21 protein-coding genes and 1 riboswitch are annotated in these 23,906 nt (G+C 26.6%); of the genes, 19 read left to right on the plus strand and 2 right to left on the minus strand.

Annotation, left to right across the window (positions count from 1 at the left end; genetic code table 11):
- Positions 1–228: 228 nt before the first annotated feature.
- The 11 genes from Tmeso_RS09925 to Tmeso_RS09975 all read left to right on the plus strand — a co-directional run bounded on the left by Tmeso_RS09925 (position 229) and on the right by Tmeso_RS09975 (position 11,859).
- Positions 229–1,566 (plus strand): LysM peptidoglycan-binding domain-containing protein, encoded by a 1,338-nt coding sequence (locus Tmeso_RS09925; RefSeq protein WP_099190731.1) that lies wholly within the window; start codon positions 229–231, stop codon positions 1,564–1,566.
- 286 nt (positions 1,567–1,852) lie between these two features.
- Positions 1,853–2,773 carry an aspartate carbamoyltransferase gene (pyrB, locus tag Tmeso_RS09930; RefSeq protein WP_099190733.1) on the plus strand — a complete coding sequence of 307 codons (921 nt, stop codon included), beginning with the start codon at positions 1,853–1,855 and terminating at the stop codon, positions 2,771–2,773.
- Positions 2,766–3,188, plus strand: a complete 423-nt coding sequence (locus Tmeso_RS09935; protein ID WP_099190735.1) for an aspartate carbamoyltransferase regulatory subunit — start codon at positions 2,766–2,768, stop codon at positions 3,186–3,188. The genes pyrB and Tmeso_RS09935 overlap by 8 nt, the downstream gene beginning before the upstream one ends.
- 194 nt (positions 3,189–3,382) lie before the next feature.
- Positions 3,383–4,249: a putative beta-lysine N-acetyltransferase gene (gene ablB / locus Tmeso_RS09940; protein ID WP_099190737.1), complete on the plus strand. Its 867-nt coding sequence runs from the start codon at positions 3,383–3,385 to the stop codon at positions 4,247–4,249.
- 33 nt (positions 4,250–4,282) lie between these two features.
- Positions 4,283–5,533, plus strand: coding sequence for a lysine 2,3-aminomutase (gene kamA / locus Tmeso_RS09945; RefSeq protein WP_099190739.1), 1,251 nt, complete (start codon positions 4,283–4,285; stop codon positions 5,531–5,533).
- A 549-nt stretch (positions 5,534–6,082) separates the two neighbouring features.
- Positions 6,083–6,622, plus strand: a complete 540-nt coding sequence (locus Tmeso_RS09950) for a DUF5698 domain-containing protein (RefSeq protein ID WP_099190741.1) — start codon at positions 6,083–6,085, stop codon at positions 6,620–6,622.
- 389 nt (positions 6,623–7,011) lie between these two features.
- Positions 7,012–8,124 carry a betaine/proline/choline family ABC transporter ATP-binding protein gene (locus tag Tmeso_RS09955; protein WP_099190743.1) on the plus strand — a complete coding sequence of 371 codons (1,113 nt, stop codon included), beginning with the start codon at positions 7,012–7,014 and terminating at the stop codon, positions 8,122–8,124.
- 18 nt (positions 8,125–8,142) lie between these two features.
- Positions 8,143–9,696, plus strand: coding sequence for a glycine betaine ABC transporter substrate-binding protein (locus Tmeso_RS09960; protein WP_099190745.1), 1,554 nt, complete (start codon positions 8,143–8,145; stop codon positions 9,694–9,696).
- Positions 9,697–9,961: 265 nt separating this feature from the next.
- Positions 9,962–10,585 (plus strand): HutD/Ves family protein, encoded by a 624-nt coding sequence (locus tag Tmeso_RS09965; protein ID WP_099190747.1) that lies wholly within the window; start codon positions 9,962–9,964, stop codon positions 10,583–10,585.
- 200 nt (positions 10,586–10,785) lie between these two features.
- Positions 10,786–11,058, plus strand: coding sequence for a GerAB/ArcD/ProY family transporter (locus Tmeso_RS09970; protein ID WP_099190749.1), 273 nt, complete (start codon positions 10,786–10,788; stop codon positions 11,056–11,058).
- Between the two features lie 207 nt (positions 11,059–11,265).
- Positions 11,266–11,859 (plus strand): DUF421 domain-containing protein, encoded by a 594-nt coding sequence (locus Tmeso_RS09975; RefSeq protein WP_099190751.1) that lies wholly within the window; start codon positions 11,266–11,268, stop codon positions 11,857–11,859.
- A gap of 181 nt (positions 11,860–12,040) precedes the next feature.
- On the opposite strand, the gene Tmeso_RS09980 is transcribed toward Tmeso_RS09975, so the two are convergent.
- Positions 12,041–12,841 (minus strand): ABC transporter permease, encoded by an 801-nt coding sequence (locus Tmeso_RS09980; RefSeq protein WP_099190753.1) that lies wholly within the window; start codon positions 12,839–12,841, stop codon positions 12,041–12,043.
- Between the two features lie 38 nt (positions 12,842–12,879).
- Between Tmeso_RS09980 and Tmeso_RS17080 the strand changes: the two genes are divergently transcribed.
- The 8 genes from Tmeso_RS17080 to Tmeso_RS10025 all read left to right on the plus strand — a co-directional run bounded on the left by Tmeso_RS17080 (position 12,880) and on the right by Tmeso_RS10025 (position 23,282).
- Positions 12,880–13,062 (plus strand): hypothetical protein, encoded by a 183-nt coding sequence (locus Tmeso_RS17080; RefSeq protein WP_187296305.1) that lies wholly within the window; start codon positions 12,880–12,882, stop codon positions 13,060–13,062.
- 101 nt (positions 13,063–13,163) lie between these two features.
- Positions 13,164–14,771 (plus strand): DUF5050 domain-containing protein, encoded by a 1,608-nt coding sequence (locus tag Tmeso_RS09990; RefSeq protein ID WP_099190755.1) that lies wholly within the window; start codon positions 13,164–13,166, stop codon positions 14,769–14,771.
- Between the two features lie 253 nt (positions 14,772–15,024).
- Positions 15,025–16,221: a stalk domain-containing protein gene (locus Tmeso_RS09995; RefSeq protein ID WP_099190757.1), complete on the plus strand. Its 1,197-nt coding sequence runs from the start codon at positions 15,025–15,027 to the stop codon at positions 16,219–16,221.
- Positions 16,222–16,400: 179 nt separating this feature from the next.
- Positions 16,401–17,066 (plus strand): YfjL-like protein, encoded by a 666-nt coding sequence (locus tag Tmeso_RS10000; RefSeq protein ID WP_099190759.1) that lies wholly within the window; start codon positions 16,401–16,403, stop codon positions 17,064–17,066.
- Between the two features lie 696 nt (positions 17,067–17,762).
- Complete coding sequence (locus Tmeso_RS10005; protein ID WP_187296306.1) at positions 17,763–18,551, plus strand: C39 family peptidase; 789 nt, start codon at positions 17,763–17,765, stop codon at positions 18,549–18,551.
- 125 nt (positions 18,552–18,676) lie between these two features.
- Positions 18,677–19,801, plus strand: a complete 1,125-nt coding sequence (locus tag Tmeso_RS10010) for a hypothetical protein (RefSeq protein WP_187296307.1) — start codon at positions 18,677–18,679, stop codon at positions 19,799–19,801.
- A 464-nt stretch (positions 19,802–20,265) separates the two neighbouring features.
- Positions 20,266–21,816: an AAA family ATPase gene (locus Tmeso_RS10020; protein WP_330400339.1), complete on the plus strand. Its 1,551-nt coding sequence runs from the start codon at positions 20,266–20,268 to the stop codon at positions 21,814–21,816.
- A 219-nt stretch (positions 21,817–22,035) separates the two neighbouring features.
- Positions 22,036–22,141: riboswitch (glycine riboswitch) on the plus strand.
- A 115-nt stretch (positions 22,142–22,256) separates the two neighbouring features.
- Positions 22,257–23,282: a threonine aldolase family protein gene (locus Tmeso_RS10025; RefSeq protein WP_099190767.1), complete on the plus strand. Its 1,026-nt coding sequence runs from the start codon at positions 22,257–22,259 to the stop codon at positions 23,280–23,282.
- Positions 23,283–23,470: 188 nt separating this feature from the next.
- On the opposite strand, the gene Tmeso_RS10030 is transcribed toward Tmeso_RS10025, so the two are convergent.
- On the minus strand, positions 23,471–23,695 hold the full coding sequence (locus Tmeso_RS10030) for a heavy-metal-associated domain-containing protein (RefSeq protein ID WP_099190769.1): 225 nt from the start codon (positions 23,693–23,695) through the stop codon (positions 23,471–23,473).
- Positions 23,696–23,906: the final 211 nt, after the last annotated feature.

Consider the following 23,906-nt stretch of genomic DNA (forward strand, 5'->3'; position numbering starts at 1 on the left):
GCTCTTTCATGAATGTCATCCACAATTCGAAAATTATAATACCTTAATATATAAAATAGCCTATGTAATATAGGCTATTTTAGTATATTTTCATAACATATTTATATCATTTTCGTATGTAGTATAGCAAATAAATGTAGAGACTCCCACGGACATAACTTGAGTTATGCATAAACCTTATATAATTGATAATAATAATATTATTAATTATATACAGGGGTGAATAAAATGGAGCTTATCAAAAATTATAAACTAAAGCAGGAAAATGGAGAGTATTTATTGGAAATATATTTAAATAATATTAATACAGAGTTTGCAGATGAATTAGATAAAATAAAAGAAAATGAAAATTGTAATTTTATAGATCAAATACAAGAATATATAAAAAATCAGTGCCCTAATTTTACAATAGGTTTATGTAAAGTAATGTTAGGTTCTATGTTGATTACATCATTTATGTTCACAAAGGCACCAGTATATGCAGTTGATAATCAATCTAGTATAAATGAAAATTCTTTTATAGACTACAAGGTTCAAAGTGGAGATAGCTTATGGTCTATTTCCAATAAATTTAATGTATCGATTAATGAAATAAAAACTTTAAATAATTTAACTAGTGATACTATATATATAGATCAAAATTTGAAAATAGCATCTAATAATGTATATATAGTAAAATCAGGAGATACATTGTATAAATTATCTAGAGAGTATAATACAACTATTAATAAAATAAAAACAGATAATAATCTAACTACTGATAATATATATATAGGTCAAAAGCTTATAATAAATCAAGAAAATAAGATTGTTGATACTACAAAATACATAGTAAAAAAAGGAGATACCTTATGGAAAATATCTCAGACATTTAATGTTTCAGTAGATTCTTTAAAAAGCATAAATAATCTATCTTCAGATACTATATATGAGGGCCAAATAATCTATCTAAAAGGGAGTGTAGAAACTAAAGAATCTACTATAACATACAAGACTCATAAGGTCCAATCGGGTGAGACTACTTGGAGTATAAGTATTGACTATAGGATACCAATGCAAGAACTCCTAGATGCAAATAACTTAACGAGAAATAGTCAACTTAGTATAGGACAAGAATTAACTGTTCCAGTTCACAACATACCTGTAAAAGAAACTATGGGAAGCCAGTACGGAGAATATCTAGACTGGTGGAGTGAAGCACAATATTTGATAGCAATTAACGATGTAGCAAAGATTACAGATATAGAAACTGGAAAAACTTTTATGGTGAAAAGAACTATAGGAGCAAATCATGCTGACTGTGAACCCCTAACAAGTAATGATACAGCTATAGCAAAACAAATCTGGGGAGGATATTCGTGGAATACTAGAGCTATTTTAGTAGAAGTAGATGGAAGAAAAATAGCAGCATCAATGTCATTTATGCCGCATGATGTACAATATATAACTGATAATAATTTTGAAGGTCATTTTGATATACATTTCTTAAATAGTACTCGTCATAAGGATGGACTTGTAGATGAGAATCATCAAGAAAAAGTTAAAATAGCAGCTGGATTAAAATAAAAGATATTATAAAAATAAATTAAATAAAATAATACCCAAATATAACCTTATAAAATATATTGACATACAATATGTATAATGGTACGATAATTATTAATAAAATGAATCTTTAATGCTGGTCCAGAGAGGCTGGGAAGGTTATAAATATGGATAAATTTGAATATGTCATTTTAGTACATATTCATGTCAGTATGTCTGTAATTATGCCTTTCTATATAGAAAGGCATTTTTTAATAGAAAAAATCTTTTAAAGTAGTCCAGAGAGGCTGTAAAGGAGGGTAATATTATGTTAAAAGGAAGAAATTTAATTGTTCCAAATGATTTTTCACTACAAGAATTAGATTCGGTATTAAGTCTTGGTGAAAAAATAATTGAGAATCCACAAAATTATGCAGATGTTTGCAAAGGAAAGCTATTATCAACATTATTTTATGAACCATCTACTAGAACTAGGTTTAGTTTTGAAGCTGCTATGCTTAGGTTAGGTGGAAGTTTGGTAGGGTTTTCTGAGCCAGGTTCATCTTCTGTATCAAAGGGAGAATCACTTGCAGATACTATAAGGACTGTTGGATGCTATGCTGACATAATAGCTATGAGACATCCAAAGGAAGGTAGTGCATATCTTGCATCTAAATATTCAAATGTACCTGTAATAAATGCAGGTGATGGAGGGCATCAACATCCAACTCAAACTCTTACTGATTTACTTACTATAAAATCTTTGAAAAAAGATTTAAACAATCTTACTATAGGACTTTGTGGAGATCTAAAGTTTGGTCGTACTGTTCACTCGTTGGTTAAGGCCATGGCTAGATACACAAACACAAAGTTTATATTCATATCCCCATCTGAACTTAAGATTCCAGACTATATAAAAGAGGAAATACAAGGAAGCTACTACGAAACTTCAAGCTTAGAAGAAGTAATAAATAAGGTTGATATACTTTATATGACTAGAGTTCAAAGAGAGCGATTTGTGAGTGAAGAAGAATATTTAAGACTTAAAGATAGTTATATACTTACAAAAGATAAATTGAAAAGTGCAAAAGAAGATATGCTCATACTACATCCTCTTCCAAGGGTAAATGAAATATCAACGGAAGTAGATGATGACCCTAGAGCAGTATATTTTGAACAAGCTAGATATGGTATGTTTGTTAGAATGGCATTGATTATGAAGTTATTGGGGGTTGATGTGGATGCTTAATATAAATAGTATAAGAAAAGGAATAGTAATAGATCATATAAAAGCAGGATGTGGATATAAGATATTTAAACAATTAGGACTTCATAAGGCAGATTATTCAGTTGCACTCCTTAAAAATGTAAGTTCAAATGCTATGGGAAAAAAAGATATTATAAAAATTGAAAATGAAATAAATATAGATTTTACAGTTTTAGGAATAATAGATTCTAATATAACTGTTAATGTGATTGAAGACGAAAAAATAAAAGAAAAAATAAAACTTTCAATTCCAAAGAAGGTAAAAGGAATATTTAAATGTAAAAATCCAAGATGTATAACCACTGTTGAGAATATAGATGAAGTTGAATTTATATTAGTTAATAATGAAAATAAAGAATATAAATGCGAGTATTGCGAAAGCAGAACATCTTTATAATTATATAGTTGTGTAATAAAAACAAGGTTTGTAAAAATAAAATTATTTTTACAAACCTTGTTTTTATTTAACCTTTGAATGTAATATTTGAATTTGTCAAGGAAAAAATTAAATTATATTTGACAAGATACAACTTAAATGATATTATTAAGTTGTTTGTTAGAATTATACTAGAATAAAATGGGGTGGTAATAGTGAGCGATAAAATTCTAAAAATAGGAAAATCTATTATACAACATGGGAAAGAAAATGACCGTATTTATTTAATGAAACTTCATAAAAGCGATTTGCCAAGTATTATTAATAAATTAGATGAAATATCAAAAAAGATTTGCTACACAAAAATTTTTGCTAAAGTGCCGTCATATGCTAAAAAAAATTTCGTAAATAATGAATATATAGTAGAGGCACATATTCCTAACTTCTATAAAGGAAAAGAAGATGCATTTTTTATGGCAAAATATTTTTGTAAAGATAGAAAAACAAAAAAGAACAAACAAAAAATCGATAAAGTATTAAAAACATCGATAGAAAAAGATAATTGTGAAGAAAATTTCAATTTAAATAAAGAATTTAATTTTAGAAAAGCTACATTAGAAGATGCAGCTGATATGTCGAAGTTATATAATAAGGTTTTTGAAACGTATCCATTTCCAATTGAAGATCCAAATTACATTAAAGAAACTATGAACGAAAATGTTGAATATTTTGGAATTTGGCATAAAGGTAATATAATTTCTTTAGCATCTTGTGAAATGGATTTAAAAAATTTAAATGTAGAAATGACAGATTTTGCAACTTTGCCAGAATACAGAGGTAATAAATTTGCTTTATTTCTTTTAAATAAAATGGAGCAGTCTATGAAAAAAAGAGGCATGAAAACAGTTTATACAATAGCACGTTCTATTTCTTATGCAATGAATATTACATTTTCAAAATTAGGATATAATTACACCGGAACATTAACCCAAAATACTAATATATCAGGAGATTTAGAAACAATGAATGTTTGGTATAAATCTCTTGTAGAAGAAGACAATGAGATGGAATATGTTATATAAATTTTTTAAAATTTTATTTTTAGGGGGAATAATATGGATATAAATAGAAGATTAGAATTATTTAAAAATGTTACAGACAAAGAGTGGAATGATTGGAAATGGCAAGTTCAAAATAGAATTGAAAATGTAGACGAATTAAAAAAATATATTAACTTAACATTAGAGGAAGAAAACGGAGCTAGACAGTGTCTAAAAAGCTTAAGAATGGCTATAACTCCTTATTATTTATCACAAATTAATCCAGATGACAAAAATGATCCTATAAGAAAACAAGCAATTCCTACTTCTTTAGAAATACAAAAGTCAAAATCAGATCTTTTAGATCCACTTCATGAAGACGAAGATTCCCCTATTCCAGGGCTTACTCATAGATACCCAGATAGAGCACTTTTATTACTTACAGATCAATGTTCAATGTATTGTAGACATTGTACTCGAAGAAGGTTTGCAGGACAAAAGGACACATCTCTTCCTATGATTCAAATAGATAATGCAATAGACTATATTAAGAAAACTCCCCAAATTAGAGATGTACTTTTATCAGGAGGAGACCCATTATTATTATCTGATGAAAAATTAGAGTATATAATTAAAAGGTTAAGAGAAATACCTCATGTTCAAATTATAAGAATAGGAAGTAGAGTACCTGTAGTTATGCCTCAAAGGATAACTAAAGATTTTGTAGATATGCTTAAAAAATATCATCCTATTTGGCTAAATACTCATTTTAACCATCCTAATGAAATTACAAAAGAGTCAAAACAAGCATGTGAGATGCTTGCAGATTCAGGTATTCCTGTTGGAAATCAATCTGTACTTTTAAAAGGAATAAATGATTGTACTCATATAATGAAGAAATTAGTAAATGACTTAGTGAATATAAGGGTTAGACCATACTATATATATCAGTGTGATCTTTCTATAGGACTTGAACATTTTAGAACAACTGTATCTAAAGGTATTGAGATAATGGAAGGACTAAGAGGTCATACATCTGGATTTTGTGTTCCTACATTTGTAGTAGATGCTCCAGGAGGTGGAGGAAAAATTCCTGTAATGCCTAATTATGTAGTTTCTCAAAGTCATAATAAAGTTATATTAAGAAATTTTGAAGGAGTAATTACAACTTACAAAGAGCCAGATAATTATAATCCTCAATGTAGCTGTGAAATATGTAAAGGAAAAAAGGAAGAAGTACTTTTAGGTGTTTCTGGTTTACTTAACAATCAAAGCATGACAATAGAACCGAAAAACTTAGAAAGAAAATTAAGAGTGAAAAGGTAAGTAAAATGATAAAGTGATTTCAAGATAAACAATTAAGCTTATATAATTTAAAGTGTGTAAACTTCTAAGGGAGATGCACACTTTTTAATTATAAAAATATAATAATAAATTTATAAAGAGTTGACTTTATGTACTCATGCATGATATACTTGAAAAGTTAGCTAGTTGAAATTATTTGGCTGAGTAGTAGAAGTATAAATAATTTTTTAAAATAATCTTATCATTAGTTCTAAAATTATTATTAAAATACTTTTCATTTTATTCCTAGAATTGCAGGAATCTAGATTTTTTTCTTGTTTTGAATTAGGAATTCTTTAAAAATTCTAATTATTAAATCAATTTATTCTATTCTCGAATTTTCAATGTAATTTACTTAAATGAAGAAATTTTATAATTAAATTTGCAGCACGATAGTCTATCTTGTCATGCTTTTATATATGATTACATAACATATATGCTTCGAATGAATATGTTGAATGCTAATATTTACTATTAGTTTTTTCGTTGTGCAATAATTACGAATAAAAAACAAAAAAAGGAGGTGTAATTATGACTAAGGAAGTTATATTTTCACTGATTGGCTTATTTTTAATAACGTCACTTACAAATATTTTAGCAACACTAAAGTCTATGTTAATATCAAAAAAAATTATGAATCCAGTTTATTTTTTAGTATTTATAGATGCTATGATTTTTGCAATAGTAGTTAATAAAGTTACTAGTTCACAGGGAATTCATTTTACAGTCGCATATGCACTAGGTAAACCAGTGGGGGTTTTTATAGGGGCAAAACTTGAAGAACGGTTAGCACTTGGGATTTTAGAAGTAGATTTATTTTTAAACAATAAAAATAAAATGATTGAGATAGCTGAAAAACTTAGAGAAGTAGGATATACTGTTAATAATTTTTTAGCGCGTGGTAATAACGGAGATGCAAGATATAAAGTCGAAGTTGTAATAAAGAGAAATGAATTTAAGGTATTTCAAAATATCTTGAATGAATGTGGTGTTAGTAATCCAACTCTAAAAATAAAGAATTTAAGCAAAGTAGATGGAAAAATCACTACAACAAGTATTCAAGCTACTTGATTCGTAATATAAGTGATTAACTGAAGTAATTAAAAATAGAGGCTTACTAAACGGGTGTTTTAAAGTCTTTATTTTTTGATTAATTTAATTTGTATTTTTAAAAATTATAATCAAAAATAAAAAAATAAAAGCAAAAATAATTTTACAACAAACAACTTATATGATACGATTAGGTTGGTTGCATTCTAAATTCTATTACTTTAATAAAGTTGTTACAGTATTAATTTATAAGAACGAAAGACTTTCATTATGTATACAGTATTAAAAAAAATAAATAATAAATTGAAGATTAAATAAGTATTTTTATATAATAAGTATTTTAAAAGACATATAATCAGATGATTTATAGATTTGATTTATTAATTTTGTTACACGAGGAGGTATAAATATTGATTAAATTTGAAAATGTAAAAAAATCTTTTGGAAAAAATGTAGTAATTGAAAATTTAAATTTAGAAATAAAAGAAGGGGAATTTGTTGTATTAATTGGAGAAAGTGGATGTGGTAAAACTACAACAATGAAAATGATTAATAAGCTTATAGAATCTACGGATGGAAAGATATATATAAACGGAAAAGATATCTCGAAAGTTAACCCTATAGAACTTCGTAGGAATATTGGATATGTAATACAAAAAGTTGGACTGTTTCCTCATATGACTGTGGGTGAAAATATAGAACTAGTTCCTTTACTGAAAGATTGGGATCCTATCAAAAGAAATAAAAGATCAAAAGAACTATTAGATTTAGTAGGATTGCCAGCTAATGAATATTATAATAGATATCCTCATGAACTAAGTGGAGGACAGCAGCAAAGAATAGGTATTGCTAGAGCACTTGCTGTTAATCCTGATGTTATATTAATGGACGAGCCATTTTCAGCACTTGATCCAATTACAAGAGAGCAATTACAAGATGAAATGACTAGATTACAAGAAGAGCTAGGAAAAACTATTGTATTAGTATCTCATGATATGGATGAAGCTATAAAACTTGCAGACAAAATAGCGGTAATGGATAAGGGTAAAGTGATTCAATTCGATTCGCCTGAAGAAATTTTAATCAATCCAGTTAATGAATTTGTAGAAAATTTCGTTGGAAAAGACCGTTTGTGGAGACAACCGGAATTATTACTAGCTAAAGACATTATGATAAAAGATTATCCAAAAGTTTTACTAAGTAGAACTCCAGCTCAAGCTATAGAAAAAATGAAGGAAAAAAAGTTAGAGTTTTTAACTGTTGTGGATAAACAAGGTAATTATGAAGGTTATGTTACGATAAAAGAATTAAAAGACAAAGCATCTAAAGTGAAAATGAAAGATATAAAAAATACAAGTATTGAACCTGTTCATGAAGATTTAAATATGGTTGAAGTTATTAACATTATGAAAAATAAGCATGTCAAATTCCTTCCTGTAGCAAATAGTGTAAATATAGTTAAAGGAGTAATTACAAAGAGTAGCTTATTAAATGTTATATCAGATTTAATTATTACAGATTAACAAAGGAGTTGATATTAATTGATTTTAGATTATATGTTAAATAATACGGGGTTAGTTATAGAAAAATTAATACAACATATGCAAATTACTTTAATTGCAGTACTATTTGCAGTTGTTGTAGGAGTACCTTTAGGTATCATTGTATCAAGGAGTGAAAAATTAGGAAAAATTATATTAGGAGTTGCTAATATATTTCAAACTATACCTAGTTTAGCTTTATTTGGATTTATTATACCATTACCTATAATAGGAGGAATTGGATATAAACCGGCTGTAATTGTATTGTTTTTATATGCACTTCTTCCTATAATAAAAAACACATATATAGGAATTAAAAGTGTAGATGATGCAGTTATTGAATCAGCTAAGGGAATGGGGATGACTGCTAGACAAATCTTACTTATGGTAACACTTCCTTTAGCATTTCCTATAATTATGGGAGGTATTAGAGTTGCTACTGTTATAAATATAGGAACAGCAACGATAGCTGCATTAATAGGTGCTGGAGGTCTAGGAGACTTTATCTTTAGAGGTATATCTATGAGTGATACAGGAATAATTTTAGCAGGAGCTATTCCTACTACGGTTTTAGCTTTATCTATAGATTTTATATTGGGATTAATAGAAAATAAATTACCAGTTAGTGCTTTGGGACATGTAATCACAAATAAAAAAATAATGAAAAGAGCATTAGTTTGTATTCTTATACCTATAATTGCTATAGGTAGTATAACTTATATTAGATCAACAAAATCAGAAGAAACTATTGTGATAGGAACTAAAAATTTTACAGAATCTCGTTTGATGGGGGAACTATTGTCTGTATATATTGAAAATAATACAAATTTAAAAACTAAAGTTTCTGAACTAGGTGGAACATTACCTGCTTTTAAGGCCATTCAATCAAAGGATATTGATATGTATGTAGAATATACAGGAACTGGGTATGTTACATTACTTAAAAAGCAAGGTGATATCCCTTCATCTCAAGAAGTATATGATATTGTAAAGAAAGAGTTTGATGAACAATTTGGATTAAGCTGGTTAAATCCTTTAGGATTTAATAATACTTATACTTTAGCTGTAAAAAAAGGAATTGCTGAAAAATATAATTTAAACACTTTTTCTGACTTGGCACAATATTCTAATGAGTTCATATTAGGGCCAACTCCAGAGATATTAGAACGCCCAGATGGGTTTCCAGGTTTGAAAGAGTTATATGATTTTAGTTTTAAAGATATCAAAGCATTAGATCCAGGGCTTCGTTACAATGCGATTGCTGATAATTCGGTTCAAGTTACAGATGCTTTTTCTACAGATGGGAAAATACAAGAATTAGGACTTGTTGTATTAGAAGATGATAAAGAGTATTTCCCACCATATTATGCTGTGCCTTTAGTGAATAATAGAACGTTAGAAGAAAATAGTGAACTTAAACCACTTTTACAAAAGTTAGGGAATGTTTTAGATGATGAGCAAATGCAAAAACTAAATTATAGAGCAGATGTAAAAAAAGAAGATTTAAGAGATATAGCTACAGATTTTTTAAAGAGTACAGATTTAATTAAATAAATATGTATGTTAATTTCATATGATAGTTCAAATTACGCTTATTAAAATAACAGATGTTATTTTAATAAGCGTAATTTTTTACTTACTATGAAATTATAAATTCCGTTATGAGTTTCAAAAAAATTTACATTTAAAATCTTTCAAAGAAAGACTTTTTTATTAATAATAAGGATTTTACTATTAATATATAGAATTAATGTATAGACTCACTTTATAAATGTTTTAAAATATATAAGAATAAATAAAAAGAGTAGGGGGAGCTAGAGTGTATGAAAATATTAATATTGTAAGAAAAAGTGAACATAAGACAAGTGAATGGTCTGGTGGAACAACAACACAGTTATACATATATCCACATGATGCTGAGTATAAAAAACTTAATTTTAAGTGGAGATTAAGCTCTGCGAAAGTTGATGTTAATGAATCTGTATTTACACATCTACCTCATATTAAAAGAAAAATAATGATTTTAGATGGCGAATTACTTTTACAACATGAAGGTCATCATAGTATAAAGCTTAAAGAGTTTGAGCAAGATAGTTTCTGTGGTGATTGGAAGACAAAGAGTTATGGAAGAGTTACGGATTTTAATCTTATGATGAACGATTGTGAAGGAAATTTAGAATACGTATGTATTGATAAGCTTAGCTCAAAAAAAATAGTATTTGATAATAAACAAAGAAAGTACGATTATGTAGCAAATGTTTTGTATGTAGTAAGCGGAAATGTAAGTGTAGAACTAGATTCACAAGAAACACTTTGTGAAGGTGATATATTGTTAAGTTATATAGGAAGAGATGAAGAATGTAAAGAAATGAATATTATTAATAAATTTAGTGAAGATGCTAAAATTATTAGAAGTAATATATATTATAATAAAGCAAGATAAAGTTATTAATATATATACATTGTAAATAATATGAGCCTATATCTAAAGATTATTTAATCTTTAGATATAGGCTCATATTTTAATTATATTACATATAGAAATTTAAAGTTGAGTAAATAGAATTATATGTGTATTAATGTGAAATATATATTAACTGGAAAATTTATAACATCGATATTCATGATTATATATTTTATTTTATGCTTTTTACTACAATTATAAGAATGGCTGCTGAAGCCATTAAACTGACAGTATTAATAAAAACTCTTGTATGGGCATTATGTTTACTATTTCTCTCCGTTGTATATTATGCAGTAATAAAGAAACTAGAAGTAATAGCAAGGGTTTGTGAAATATATGGTTTGATTATTATAATAGGCTATATAACTATACATTTGGCAATATCTACTCAAGGGAAATTAATTAATTTGAGACCATTTTTCGCTATAGCAGACATAAATGGAGGAATTTAAAAATTCTAATATAGGAATATCGAAAAGAAAACTATTTATTATGAATATAGAAATATTTATACTATATATTCAACATCTTACCTATAGAGAAAGGATATCGAATAATAATAACATTATCTAAAAAAAGACCTAAATATTTAAATACGAAGGATGATACAAGACAATAATAGCCATATTAATATTATACATAAGTTTGGAGGGATAATTATGGAATTTATATTAAAGACAGTAATTCTTATTACGGCTGGTTCTATATTATTGAGAATATCAGGTAGAAAATCTATTTCTCAAATGACTATTACTCAAACTGTAATAATGATTTCTATCGGGTCACTTATTGTGCAGCCAATATCAGGTAAAAGTGTAAAAAATACTTTGGTTACGGCTGTTGTATTTATTATATTTCTTATTGCATCAGAATATTTGCAGATTAAATTCGACTTTATTGAAACTTTAATTACGGGAAAATCAATTAGTGTTATTGAGAATGGAGTTTTTATAAAAGAAAACTTAAAAAAGCTTAGAATGACTACCGATCAATTAGAAATGCGTCTTAGACAACAAGGAATAAGCAAAATATCTGATGTGAAAACTGCTACACTAGAACCCAATGGGCAAATAGGATATGAACTTATCAGAAGTGCTAAACCAGTTACCATAGGAGATTTTGAACAAATGATGTCAAGTTTAGTTGTTAAACCAAATATTCAACAACAGTCTAAACAAGAAGATGATGGTAATATATTTGTAGAGGTAAAAAAAGGTTTTCATACCAAGGAGATCAATAAGACGCTTAAGTAATAAATTAAGTAAAAATTTACTTTATTATAACACATCGTTTATGACTAAATGAGTTATGTTGTCTGAATATGTTAATTTATACATTGCACAAATCAAAATAAATAATGTGTATATATCTTGTTAATATTATTAGCCTATATCTAAAAAATTGTTAATTAAATTTTAGATATAGGCCTAAGTTTTATCTAGATTTATATTTTTTCTCAATAATATTAACAACCTGGTACATCAAAAGAGCGCATATAGAGAGAACGAATACTCCCATCATAACAAGATCTAGTTTAAATACTTGACCACCATAGACTATCAAATATCCTATTCCATATCTTGATACCAAAAATTCTCCAACTATAACTCCGACCCAAGACATACCTATATTAATCTTAATTATATTTATGATATTGCCTATATTTGAAGGAAGGATAAGCTTTGTGAGTATTTGGTACTTAGTTGCACCAAAGCTTTTTAGCATTTTTATTTTTTCTTCTTCAACAGTAATAAAGTAGTTATAAGCTGAAAGTATTGTAACTACTATTGATATTGTAAGAGCAATAACCACTATACCAGTAATTCCAGCTCCAGCCCATATTATAAGTATAGGAGCAAGGGCTGTTTTTGGAAGAGCATTTAATACAACTAAAAATGGATCTAATATTTTAGCTAAAGTTTCATCCCACCAAAGAACTATGGCTATTAGGATACCTCCTAAAGTTCCGAATACGAATCCTAAAACAGTTTCATATACTGATATACCCACATGTTTGAATATCTCCCCATTTGAAGAATATTTTATAAACAGCTTAAATATAGCAGATGGCTTACTAGTTAAAAATACATCTATAAAGTTTAGATTAGCAGCCATTTCCCAAATCAGTATAAATAGTACAAGTACTAATATCTGGTAGAATATTATTTTTCTCTTGTTTGATTTGACTGATTTTAAATAAGCTGTGTATTCACTAGAGTAGTTGATCTTTTCCATCTATATCAAGCTCCTTCCATATAGTATTGAAATAATCTTTGAACTCAGGAGCCTCTCTTGATGAAAGTGGGGTTTTAGTTCCTTCTACTGTAAGATTTATTTCGTGTATGTTTTTTATTGTTGCTGGACGTTTTGAGAGAACAGCTATTTTCTTTGCCATGGATATAGCTTCTTCTATATCATATAAATGGCATAAAAAATTCTTTTCAATGGCTGAGTGAACTTACATTAATCGAGTTACATAATATGTAAAAATATAAAATTATTACTAATATACATGATATAATGATAAACATATTAAAAAACTAAGGAGGCGATTTATATGGGAAAGAAGATTTTTACATTGGTATCTGTATTTGTAGTTTGTCTAAGTTTTATGCTAGTTGGAGAAGAAAGTTTTGCCGTAGAAAAAAGTGTAAAAGTTAGATTACCAAAATTTAATGTTACTATAAATGAAAATAAGATTGATAATTTATATCGAGAATATCCACTTTTGGTATATAAAGATATGACATATTTTCCAATGACATGGTATGATTGTAGGCTTTTGGGATTAGAAACGAAATGGACACAGGATGAAGGTTTTAAAATTATTCAAAGTAAGGTCACATCATCTTATGTACCATATAAAACAAAACATAAAAATAGAAATAGTTATAATGCAACTATACCTACATTTAAGATTACAGCAAATGGGAATTCAATTGATAATTCTAAAGAGGAATATCCTCTTTTAACCTTTAACAATGTAACATATTTTCCACTCACATGGAAGTTTGCCCATGATACATTTGGTTGGGAATATGTTTGGGATAAATCAAAAGGACTTATGATAAAATCTAATAACCCTCAGGTAAAAACAGTAAATCTTCCTAAATATGCAGGTGAAAATGATGTTGCTATATTTAATGGTTTTTATTATTTTGTAGAGACTGTAAATAAGACAAATAAAGTGTATAGAGTTAAGGAAAATAATTTATCAAATAAAGAACTAGTGTATTCTTATGAATTCGATTACAATAATAATTTACCATTTTATATAAGAGATAAAGCCCTTTGGTTTCACTATCATGTTGGAACTGCTGTAATGGGGTCTGATGTATATTGTAAGGTAAATGATAATGGAAAAGCTACAGTAGAAGAATGTGGTTATCTTGATTTTGAAAATACTTCAAAGGGGATATTGGAGATAGATCAAGGTACTTCACCATATGCTAATAATCTTTGGCTTATACCAACAGGACAAGAAAGAGAGCATGGAAAAAGTATAGGGAATCCAAATCTTACATACGGATGGCATATAGTAACAGAAGGAACTAACACAGGCTATAGTCATGATGGTTGTACTACTATAATGAATGATGATATATATATACTTGCATCTGCTTATCCAATAAAAGATAGTGAACAAAATTATATTTATAAAATAAATTTAAATACAAATGAAACTATAAAGATTACAAATTTTGGAGTGGAAAATTTTAAAATTGTAAATAATAAGATTTACTATGTAAAAGATGAGGACCAATATTTGTATTCATCAAACTTAGATGGAAACAATGAAAAAAAATTATCTGATAATAAACTTTCTGGTTATTATGATAGATATTATGAAGTAGATGGAAATGTATATTATGCTATATCAGATAAAGATGGAAATTTAAAATTGTATAAGGTAGATACAGATAAAGATAAAGAAGATACACTTGTATTAAAGGAATATTTAAAAAGTATTAAAATAGAAAATAATAAAATAATATGTACTCTTTTATCTGAAGAAGATTATGGTATAAAAGTGTTTGACAAATCTGGTGATTTAAATTTAGCAATTACAGATCAAGTTTCTGATAATTTTGTAAATGGCGATAAAATTTTAATAACTTCAGGAAGTGATAAATCAATAAAATTAGTGGAATTAAAAAGTAATTAAAAATCATATAATACTGAACAACAAAAGAGAGAGTACTGTGTACTCTCTTCTACTTTAAGGATTATACATATACAGGTTTTATTATAGTAAATATTTTGGATAAAACTGTTATTGGGTTGAATATTATATATAGACTCTAACATGTATTATATGGAAAAGTTCATATTAAATAAAAGATTGCACATGGAATAAAAAGTAAAAATTTGATAAAATATACTCAACGTGCAAATAAAAGGATTTGGAGGGGTATATAATGAAAAAAATTATTAAATTATTTACTTTAATTTTTTTAATCAGTTTTTCTGTAAGTAATGTTAGTTTTGCAGAAAATCCAATTAAAGTAATTCTTAATAATAAAGCTTTACATTTTGATGTGAATCCAACTATAGTAAATGGAAGAACTTTAGTTCCAGTAAGAGAAATATTTGAAGCATTAGATTGCAAAGTTGGTTGGGATGAAAAAAGTAAAACAGTTATAGCGACTAAAGGTGATACATACATATCTTTAACTGTTGATAGCAACTACGGTGTTAAAAATGGTGAAAAAATTCAATTAGAAACACCTGCTAAAATAATAAATGGAAAGACTATGGTTCCATTAAGATTTATTGGAGAGAGTTTAAATGCTAGTATTTTATGGGATGATAAAACAAAAACAATTTCAATTAAAAGCTTAGAAACTATTATAGTAAATAATACTCAGGAATTTATAGATGCTATTGGATCTAATAGAAAGATTGTAATTCGAGAAGGGGTTTCCCTTAATCTTTCAAGTATTAAAGCCACTTATATAAAAAATCCGAATGTACATTGGGAAGAAGTTTATGATGGGTATGAATTAATATTAGAAAATATAGAAAATTTTAGTATACAAGGTCAAAATTCTGGATATTCAGATATATTAGTAGAACCAAGATATGCAAATGTGCTTACATTTAAAAATTGTAGTAAACTAAATTTTAAAAACATTAATGTGGGTCATACACCTGATAAAGGATCTTGTACTGGAGGTGTATTTGTATTTGAAAACTGTGGTGATATAAATATTGAAAAATCTAGACTGTTTGGATGTGGAACAGAAGGTTTAAATTTAAATGGGGTAAATAAATTAAATTTTGTTGATTCAATTATTACAGACTGTACATATGATCTTATGACTATAGATAGCTCTAGCAATATAGAGTTTGAAAATAGTACATTAAGTGAAACTATAGCTTTTAATGGGCTTATAAATATAAGTAATAGTTATAATGTTAAATTTGATAATTGCGATATACATAATAATAAAGCAAATAGATCATATGATAAGTCAAATGGTTGTTTAATGGATGTTGATTTATCTGAAAATGTATATATTGAAAATTCAAGAATTTACAATAATGAGGTGAGTTCTATATTCAGAAATGCTGAATCAGTTATAGTTAAGGATACAGTAATAGAAGAAAATTAAATATTAAATCTTTAGGATTTTAAAATATTTCAACTTGGCAACGATGAGTTGAAATATTTTTTTGGGATTTTGAAGTACTATTGAGTTTAAATGATAAGAATAATTTTGTCAAAAATAAATTAATGGTATATTATAAATTCAAAAAACAGAAAATGTGAATTTTGAGAGGACAAAAATAGATGAATAAGAAAAAAATTATAATAAGGACTATTTTAATGATATTAGTTTTTGTAATTGTTTACGGGATGGGGTATTTATACATAGATATAATGGGATATCCAAGCAAAATAAAGGCTACTAGACCAAGAGCGGAAAAATATATAGAGGAAAGATATCCTAAACTAGATATAGATGATTTAAAAACATGGTATGACTGCAAATTATGTGCATATGGTGCAACTGTTACAACGAAAGAGAAAAATCCAATTACTTTTTATATTGAATTCTATAATACTGGATATGAATCAGATAATTACATAGAAGAGAAGTTAAAACCTCAGATTGAGGAATCAATACTTAATATGCTAAAAAACAAAAATTATAAAATAACGGATATAGACACATATATACATGTAGAAGATGATGTTCAATTAAGTGAAGAGACTGAGTTTAATAAAGACTTACCTATAAAGATAAGTTTGTGGATAGATTGGAAAGATAAGAATATTACTAAAGAACAATTCATTAAAAAATCATTAGATATAAAAAGTATTATAGATAATGAAGGTATAAGTGTAGATAGTTATAGTTTTGATTGCCAATATAATAAGGAAAAGTCATATAGGTTATGGTTAGATGAAGAAAATATGGATAAAAGTATGGAAGAATTAATAATTTCATCATAACAAAAGAGAGAGTACTGTGTACTCTCTCTTCAAATTCACTAATTAAACTTGGCAGGGCGGCGTATCCTGCATCTCTGATTACTACCTAAGTAGCGTGTTGGGAGCCATTTCCAACTTCAAATTTAATTAATAATAGTTTATGTTTCTATATAACTATATATTTAGAGAAATCTGATGTCATTAAATATATGTCTTTTCTAAAATATAATACAATCATTATAATATATAAATTATGAAATATCCAATATGTAGATGAAGGAATCTTTAAATTTAGGAATTTTTCTTGCTGGAAATGGTATTTTGTCTTTTGATGTAAGAAATATACACATATATATGTTTTATCATAGTAAATATTATGGATAAAATTGTTATTATGTCGACTGTTGGATATAGCATCTTCAACATAGATGTCAAGGCAAAAAAAGGAATACAACTGAAGTTGCTAAAAGTATGAAGGTAAAGTAATAAATTATTCAATTAAGAAATATTATCTAAGTTATATTGGAGAATGTGATACTTGTGGAGAGGACTATAATAATACCTCTATTTGAAATCAAAAGAGATATTAATGTATTAATATAAGCTGAAATTAAATAATTGCAATTTAGCAGATGAAACGTTTGAAACTCATGTAAAAATATGTTAATATTTCCATGGATGGCCATTCCAAAAATACTGGTGAAGGAGATTTTAGTTATGAATAAATTAATTAAAAAATTATCTTTGGCACTTACTTTTACATTGATGTTTTCAACAGCTGCTTATGCAGAAGCAGGATTAAATTTAGATAAAAAAGAGGAGTTGAAAGAAGAATTAACTCAACAATACCAAAATGATGAAGAATTTCAAATAGAAAAAGAAGAATTAGGAGAAGAAATAGGACAAGAAATGATTGACTACATGGCTGAAAGAACATTACAAAGACCTCCTATTAGAGTTAAACGTAGTGGTAATGGTTCTATTTTTCTTGTAGATATACCTTACGTTAAACAAATCAATGGATATTACTGTGGGCCAGCTAGTGTGTTACAAACACTATATGCTATGAATAAAGAAGATGAAGTAAGCGGAAGTAGTGATAGTAGCAAACAAAAAACTTTAGGAAATAGTATGGGAACAAAAAGTGGTATGGGAACATATGTATATAAAGTGAAAAATGAGATTAATAAATATTCTGATAATGATTATGTATATAAAAAGGGTTCTGACATGACTATAGATGATTTTGAAGATAATTTAACGTATAGCTTAATGTACGATGCAGCTCCTATTCTGCATTCAAAAACAAAATATTTAGGTTACTATAATGGAAAAAATTTAGGTCATTATATAAATGTTGATTTTATAAATAGATCTGGAGATGATGTTGGTTTAATGGATTGTAATTATGACTCTGATTATAGTGGACACAGAGATGTATCTCTTGAAGAGGCTTATAATGCTATTTCAAAAGAATCTGAGAGATATTTAATATATTTACCATAATAAGTTTGTTTAAAAATATAAATCCTCTCAGAGTTTAAAGTCTGAAAGGGTTTATATTTTTTATTAATATATGAAAGGAGATTATGCATTAAATTAATATAAAATTATTTATGCATATAGAATATATGAATAAAAAAAATATATTTTTAATATTTTCTTTAGCAGTTATAGCAACTATAATTGTTCTTTATCCAAAAAATCAGAGTATTAATTTAGATAAAGCAGAGGATATATCACATAAATTTACAGTACAAAAAACACAAGAACATATATCCAATAATATAAAAACACAAGAATACCAATTACCTATACCTGAAGGTGGAGAAATAGGAGATCAAACTGTTTATGGAAATCATGTTTACTATATTGTTTTATATATGAAAGAAATGTCCAATTTTGCACAAAAAGCAGAAATATATCAATACAATATAGTAAATAAAGATTATAAATTGATTTTTGAATATAAAAATTTAAATTATGATATATATGTTAATGAATTAAGAGCTAATGAAAATTATTTATTTTGGGAAAATTTTGATCCTCAAAATAATTGGAGTTTGAACAAATTCAATCTTAGTACCAATGAAGTTGAACCTATAATAACATCAAAAGATACAGATTCTAAAATTTTACCAAGCATTGAAGTAACCAATAAATATTTAGCTTGGTATGAATATGTAAATAAAAAAGCTTATCTAATGATTTATTCTATAGAAAAAAACGAAATAAAGGTTATCGATAAAAACATTCATTTGGAATCTCCATATGATAGAGCGTATATTAGGAATAATAAAATTACATATTTAACTATTGATAATAAAAATAAATATATAAATATATATAATTTAGATGAAAACAAAAACAAAGTATTAAATATATCTAAAAATATAGAGATCAAAAACGTTTTATCAAATGATAATTTTACAGTTTGGCATGAAGACTATGGAATGAGTAATGTATATGTTTATGATCATAGATTAAAAAAACTTTATTTGATTAATTCAAAACGCAATGGTCATAATATATTTGCTATTAATTTGTGTAAGAATTATATATTTATAAACGACAGTAAAAAATCTAATATATTTTGTTTTGATATAAATAATAAGAAAAAAACAAATTTAACAAAAAAATTAAACAACGATAAGAATTTATATACATTAACAACAGTAAGCGCAGATAACAAATTCATAGCCCAAAATACTACAATTGAAGGTATACTAAGTTTAATAGTTACAATTAAAAAATAACTATTGTTACATAAAAAAAGGTGATTTCTGTATAGTGCAGAAATCATTTTTTAGTTTTGTTAAAAGAGCTTGTCATTAAGTGGATATAGATTCTCCGACATATAAGTAAAGGCAAAAAAAAGGAATGGGGATGATTTATATAATCGTTTAGAACTATGTGATTTATTATATTATAATAGAAATATAGATATTAAAATATATATACTAAGTAGGTGTAAATGTGAGACATAAGAATTATGAAGACTTAATAATGAAAAGAGCTATGGATATATTTATATAACAAGGATTAAAGTTTTTTGGAATAAATAAATCAGTTAAAGAACAGGGGCCTACTGAATTAGTAATTTTAGAAACTAAGAACAAGTTTATATTCAAGATAATAGTTACGGTAGTTTAGAATAATATTAGATGTGATATAATTATAGAAAAAAGCTAATTTTAATGGTGGTGATAATTTGAAAAAAGTGTTTAATACAACAGGAACATGCATACCATCAATTCATTATATGGTAGATATAAAAGATAAGCTTGATAATATAGAGAACATGATAGATAAAGGAAATTATTTTGTTATAAATAGACCAAGACAGTATGGAAAAACAACTACTATATATTTACTTAAAAACAAGTTGAAAGAAAAATATTTAGTAGTAAGTTGTAGCTTTGAGGGATTAGGAAGTGAAACATTTAAAGATGAAAAAACATTCAGTAATAGAATTATAAAATTAATGGCAAAATCAATTAAGTTAACAAATAAAGATATAGCAAGCAGACTTATAGAACTTTCTAAAGATGTTAATGACCTAGCTGATTTATCCGACATTATAACGGATTTTATAGAAGCAGTAGACCAAGAAGTAGTACTGTTTATAGATGAGGTAGACAAGTCAAGTAATAATCAAGTGTTTTTAAATTTCTTGGGTGTCCTTAGAAGTAAATTTTTATTAAGGCAGCAAGAAGAGGACTGTACATTCCATAGTGTTATACTTGCAGGAGTATATGATATAAAGAATCTTAAATTAAAGCTAAGACCGGATGAGGAAGTTAAACTTAATAGTCCTTGGAATATAGCTGTTGATTTTAATTTGGATATGAGCTTTAATGAAGAAGAAATAGAGAGCATGTTAATTGAATACTGTAGAGAAAATAATTTATCTATGAATACAAATACTTTATCTAATAAACTATATTATTATACTAATGGATATCCTTTTTTAGTGAGTAGATTGTGTCAAATAGTTGATGAAACTATATTAGACAATACTAAGAATACTTGGGATGAATATATTATTCAAAGAGCAGTAAAGTATATATTGAGAGAGCAAAATACTTTATTTGATGATTTGATAAAGAATTTAGAAAATAATAATGAACTATATGACTTGGTTAGAAATATAGTTTTAGATGGATATAGGATAAGCTTTAATAGAGCAAATCCAATAATAGATTTAGGATATGTTTGTGGGATTTTCACAGAAGAAGATTATATTGTTAAGTTGGATAACAGGATATATGAGCAGTTTATATATGATTATTTAATATCTAAGATAGAGGTTAAATCTGAGCAAATGTCTATATATAATTATAAGAATAACTTTATAGAGGGAGAAAAATTAAATTTAAATAAAGTAATTGAAAAATTTCAGCAGTTTATGAAAGAACAATACAGCCTTATTGATTCTAAATTCATAGAGCGAGAAGGAAGGCTACTATTTTTAGCATTTTTAAAACCTATAATAAATGGAGTTGGATTTGACTTTAAGGAAGTACAAGTAAGTCAAGAAAAAAGGTTAGATGTGGTGATAACATATAATAAAGAAAAATATATAATAGAGCTAAAAATATGGCGTGGAGAAAAATATCATGAAGAAGGTATAAAACAATTAGTTGATTATTTAGATATACACGGATTAGATAAAGGTTATATGGTCGTTTATAATTTTAATAAGAGCAAAGAGTATAAAAAAGAAAATATACTAGTAGATGGTAAAGAAATATTTATTGTATATGTATAGTAGTAAAAACTTTAGGGGTTAGTTTTAGTGATAAACATACATGTTTTATATGAAAATTAGTTTATTGTTAAGAATATAGAATCAAAAATGTAATACTTATGGAAAATTAAGAAAATTACGAAAAAATGAAATTGACTTTACAAATAAGTGATAAACAAATATAATACAATTTATAATTTAATACGCTCGGATGAAGGTAGTAGGATTAAAACTGTTACTGGACGAACCTCTGGAGAGACTCTATTTAGAGCACCGAAGGGGAAAAGTTGGTTAAATATAATTTTTAATCAGCCAAACTCTCAGGTAAAAGGACAGGGGATATATCTAAGTTGATGATATATTTCAAACCAGAGGCCAAATCATATTGATTTGGCTTTTATTATATCCTTATAAAAACAGAGACGAATTAAATTTAATATAAAAATAAGGGAGATGTTTTTATGAAGATGTTTTTAAGTGATAATAATTCAGGAGTACACCCTAAGATTATAGAGGCTATGGTGAAAGCAAATGAAGAACATGTTTTTCCTTACGGCAATGATGTATATACAAAAAAAGCTGAATTAAAGTTTAAAGAATTATTTGGAGAAAATATAGATGTATATTTTGTATTAAACGGAACAGCAGCTAATGTTATAGGCTTAAGTGCTGCTTTAAGATCTTATGAAAGTATTATATGTACAGATAGTGCTCACATAAATGGTGATGAATGTGGAGCTGTAGAAAAATTTACTGGTTCAAAATTGTTGCAAGTACCTAATTCTAATGGAAAAATATCAATAGATGATATAGAAAAAATGCTTAAATTGAAAGGGAATTACCATAGAACCCAGCCAAAAATGATTTCTATAAGTCAATGTAGTGAATTTGGAACAGTATATACTGTAGAGGAAATAAAAGAAATATCAAAGTTTGCTCATGAAAATGATTTATATTTACATGTAGATGGATCTAGAATCTCAAATGCAGCTGTTTCTCTTAATACTAATTTGAAAGAAATGATAACTGAAGCTGGCGTGGATATATTATCGTTTGGAGGAACTAAGAATGGGCTTATGTTTGGTGAAGCTATACTTATTTTAAATCCGAATATAAGTGAAGATCTTAAATATATAAGAAAACAAGGAATGCAGCTGATTTCGAAAATGAGATATATATCTGCTCAATTTATAGAATACTTAGAAAATGATTTGTATTATAAAAATGCTAAACAAGCGAATGATATGGCTTCGTTATTAGAAAATGAACTGAAAAATATAAAACAAATAAAAATTACTTATCCTGTTCAATCGAATATGGTATTTATGAAAATACCTAAAGATGTTATAAAATATATTGAAAATAAATATGAATTTTATACAATAGATGAAAATGAAGGATTAATAAGAATTGTAACATCATTCGATACTACAGAAAAAGATATAGAAAATTTTGTTAATGATATTAAACTGGGATTAAAAATTTAATATTTATACAAGAAAAATTATCTGTTTAAGGTAGAAATGAACATGGATTGATACTTTAAGATTTTCATCTGTAATTATTAACATTAATAAATTTTGCAACATTAATAGAAACTCCACTTTATGTAATTTAATCTTAATATAGATTATTTCACAAAAAGTGGAGTTTTTTATTTAAGTACAGATGTTAATTACTTAAGGTAGTTACCGTCCTTAAGTTTTTGTTGAATTTGATTTGATGAAACTTGTCCTTCGTTATAATCAACTGTTACTGTATTTTCTATAGGGTCAACTCTTACTGCATTAACCCCACCAAGACTATGAATATCGTCAGTTAAAGATTTTGCAACAGATTTCAAATTATCATTATCTTTAAGAGAATTATTTAATTTGAATTTTTCAGCTTTCATTTTCATAAAATCCACCTCCAAATATAGTATTAACATCTAATCATAAAATATTTATTGAATTTAAAAATATTCTATAAATAATAGGTAATACTATAATAGTGCAGTTTTGCTTGAAATTTTTTACAGTTACATAGCTAACGGAATTCCTATGCAATTTTCAGAGTTTCAAAAATTTTATTAATAGGTTCACCTTTTATTGCAGCATTGTAAATATTAA

Origin of the sequence: Tepidibacter mesophilus (assembly GCF_002724055.1) — a bacterium.
GTDB classification, from domain to species: Bacteria; Bacillota; Clostridia; order Peptostreptococcales; family Peptostreptococcaceae; genus Tepidibacter_A; species Tepidibacter_A mesophilus.

Coding starts and splice junctions, on each gene's coding strand:
- Tmeso_RS09925 (WP_099190731.1), top strand. CDS start 229: ATGGAGCTTATCAAAAATTATAAACTAAAGCAGGAAAATGGAGAGTAT.
- pyrB (WP_099190733.1), top strand. CDS start 1,853: ATGTTAAAAGGAAGAAATTTAATTGTTCCAAATGATTTTTCACTACAA.
- Tmeso_RS09935 (WP_099190735.1), top strand. CDS start 2,766: ATGCTTAATATAAATAGTATAAGAAAAGGAATAGTAATAGATCATATA.
- kamA (WP_099190739.1), top strand. CDS start 4,283: ATGGATATAAATAGAAGATTAGAATTATTTAAAAATGTTACAGACAAA.
- Tmeso_RS09950 (WP_099190741.1), top strand. CDS start 6,083: ATGACTAAGGAAGTTATATTTTCACTGATTGGCTTATTTTTAATAACG.
- Tmeso_RS09970 (WP_099190749.1), top strand. CDS start 10,786: ATGCTTTTTACTACAATTATAAGAATGGCTGCTGAAGCCATTAAACTG.
- Tmeso_RS09975 (WP_099190751.1), top strand. CDS start 11,266: ATGGAATTTATATTAAAGACAGTAATTCTTATTACGGCTGGTTCTATA.
- Tmeso_RS09980 (WP_099190753.1), bottom strand. CDS start 12,841: ATGGAAAAGATCAACTACTCTAGTGAATACACAGCTTATTTAAAATCA.
- Tmeso_RS09990 (WP_099190755.1), top strand. CDS start 13,164: ATGGGAAAGAAGATTTTTACATTGGTATCTGTATTTGTAGTTTGTCTA.
- Tmeso_RS09995 (WP_099190757.1), top strand. CDS start 15,025: ATGAAAAAAATTATTAAATTATTTACTTTAATTTTTTTAATCAGTTTT.
- Tmeso_RS10000 (WP_099190759.1), top strand. CDS start 16,401: ATGAATAAGAAAAAAATTATAATAAGGACTATTTTAATGATATTAGTT.
- Tmeso_RS10005 (WP_187296306.1), top strand. CDS start 17,763: ATGAATAAATTAATTAAAAAATTATCTTTGGCACTTACTTTTACATTG.
- Tmeso_RS10010 (WP_187296307.1), top strand. CDS start 18,677: ATGAATAAAAAAAATATATTTTTAATATTTTCTTTAGCAGTTATAGCA.
- Tmeso_RS10025 (WP_099190767.1), top strand. CDS start 22,257: ATGAAGATGTTTTTAAGTGATAATAATTCAGGAGTACACCCTAAGATT.
- Tmeso_RS10030 (WP_099190769.1), bottom strand. CDS start 23,695: ATGAAAATGAAAGCTGAAAAATTCAAATTAAATAATTCTCTTAAAGAT.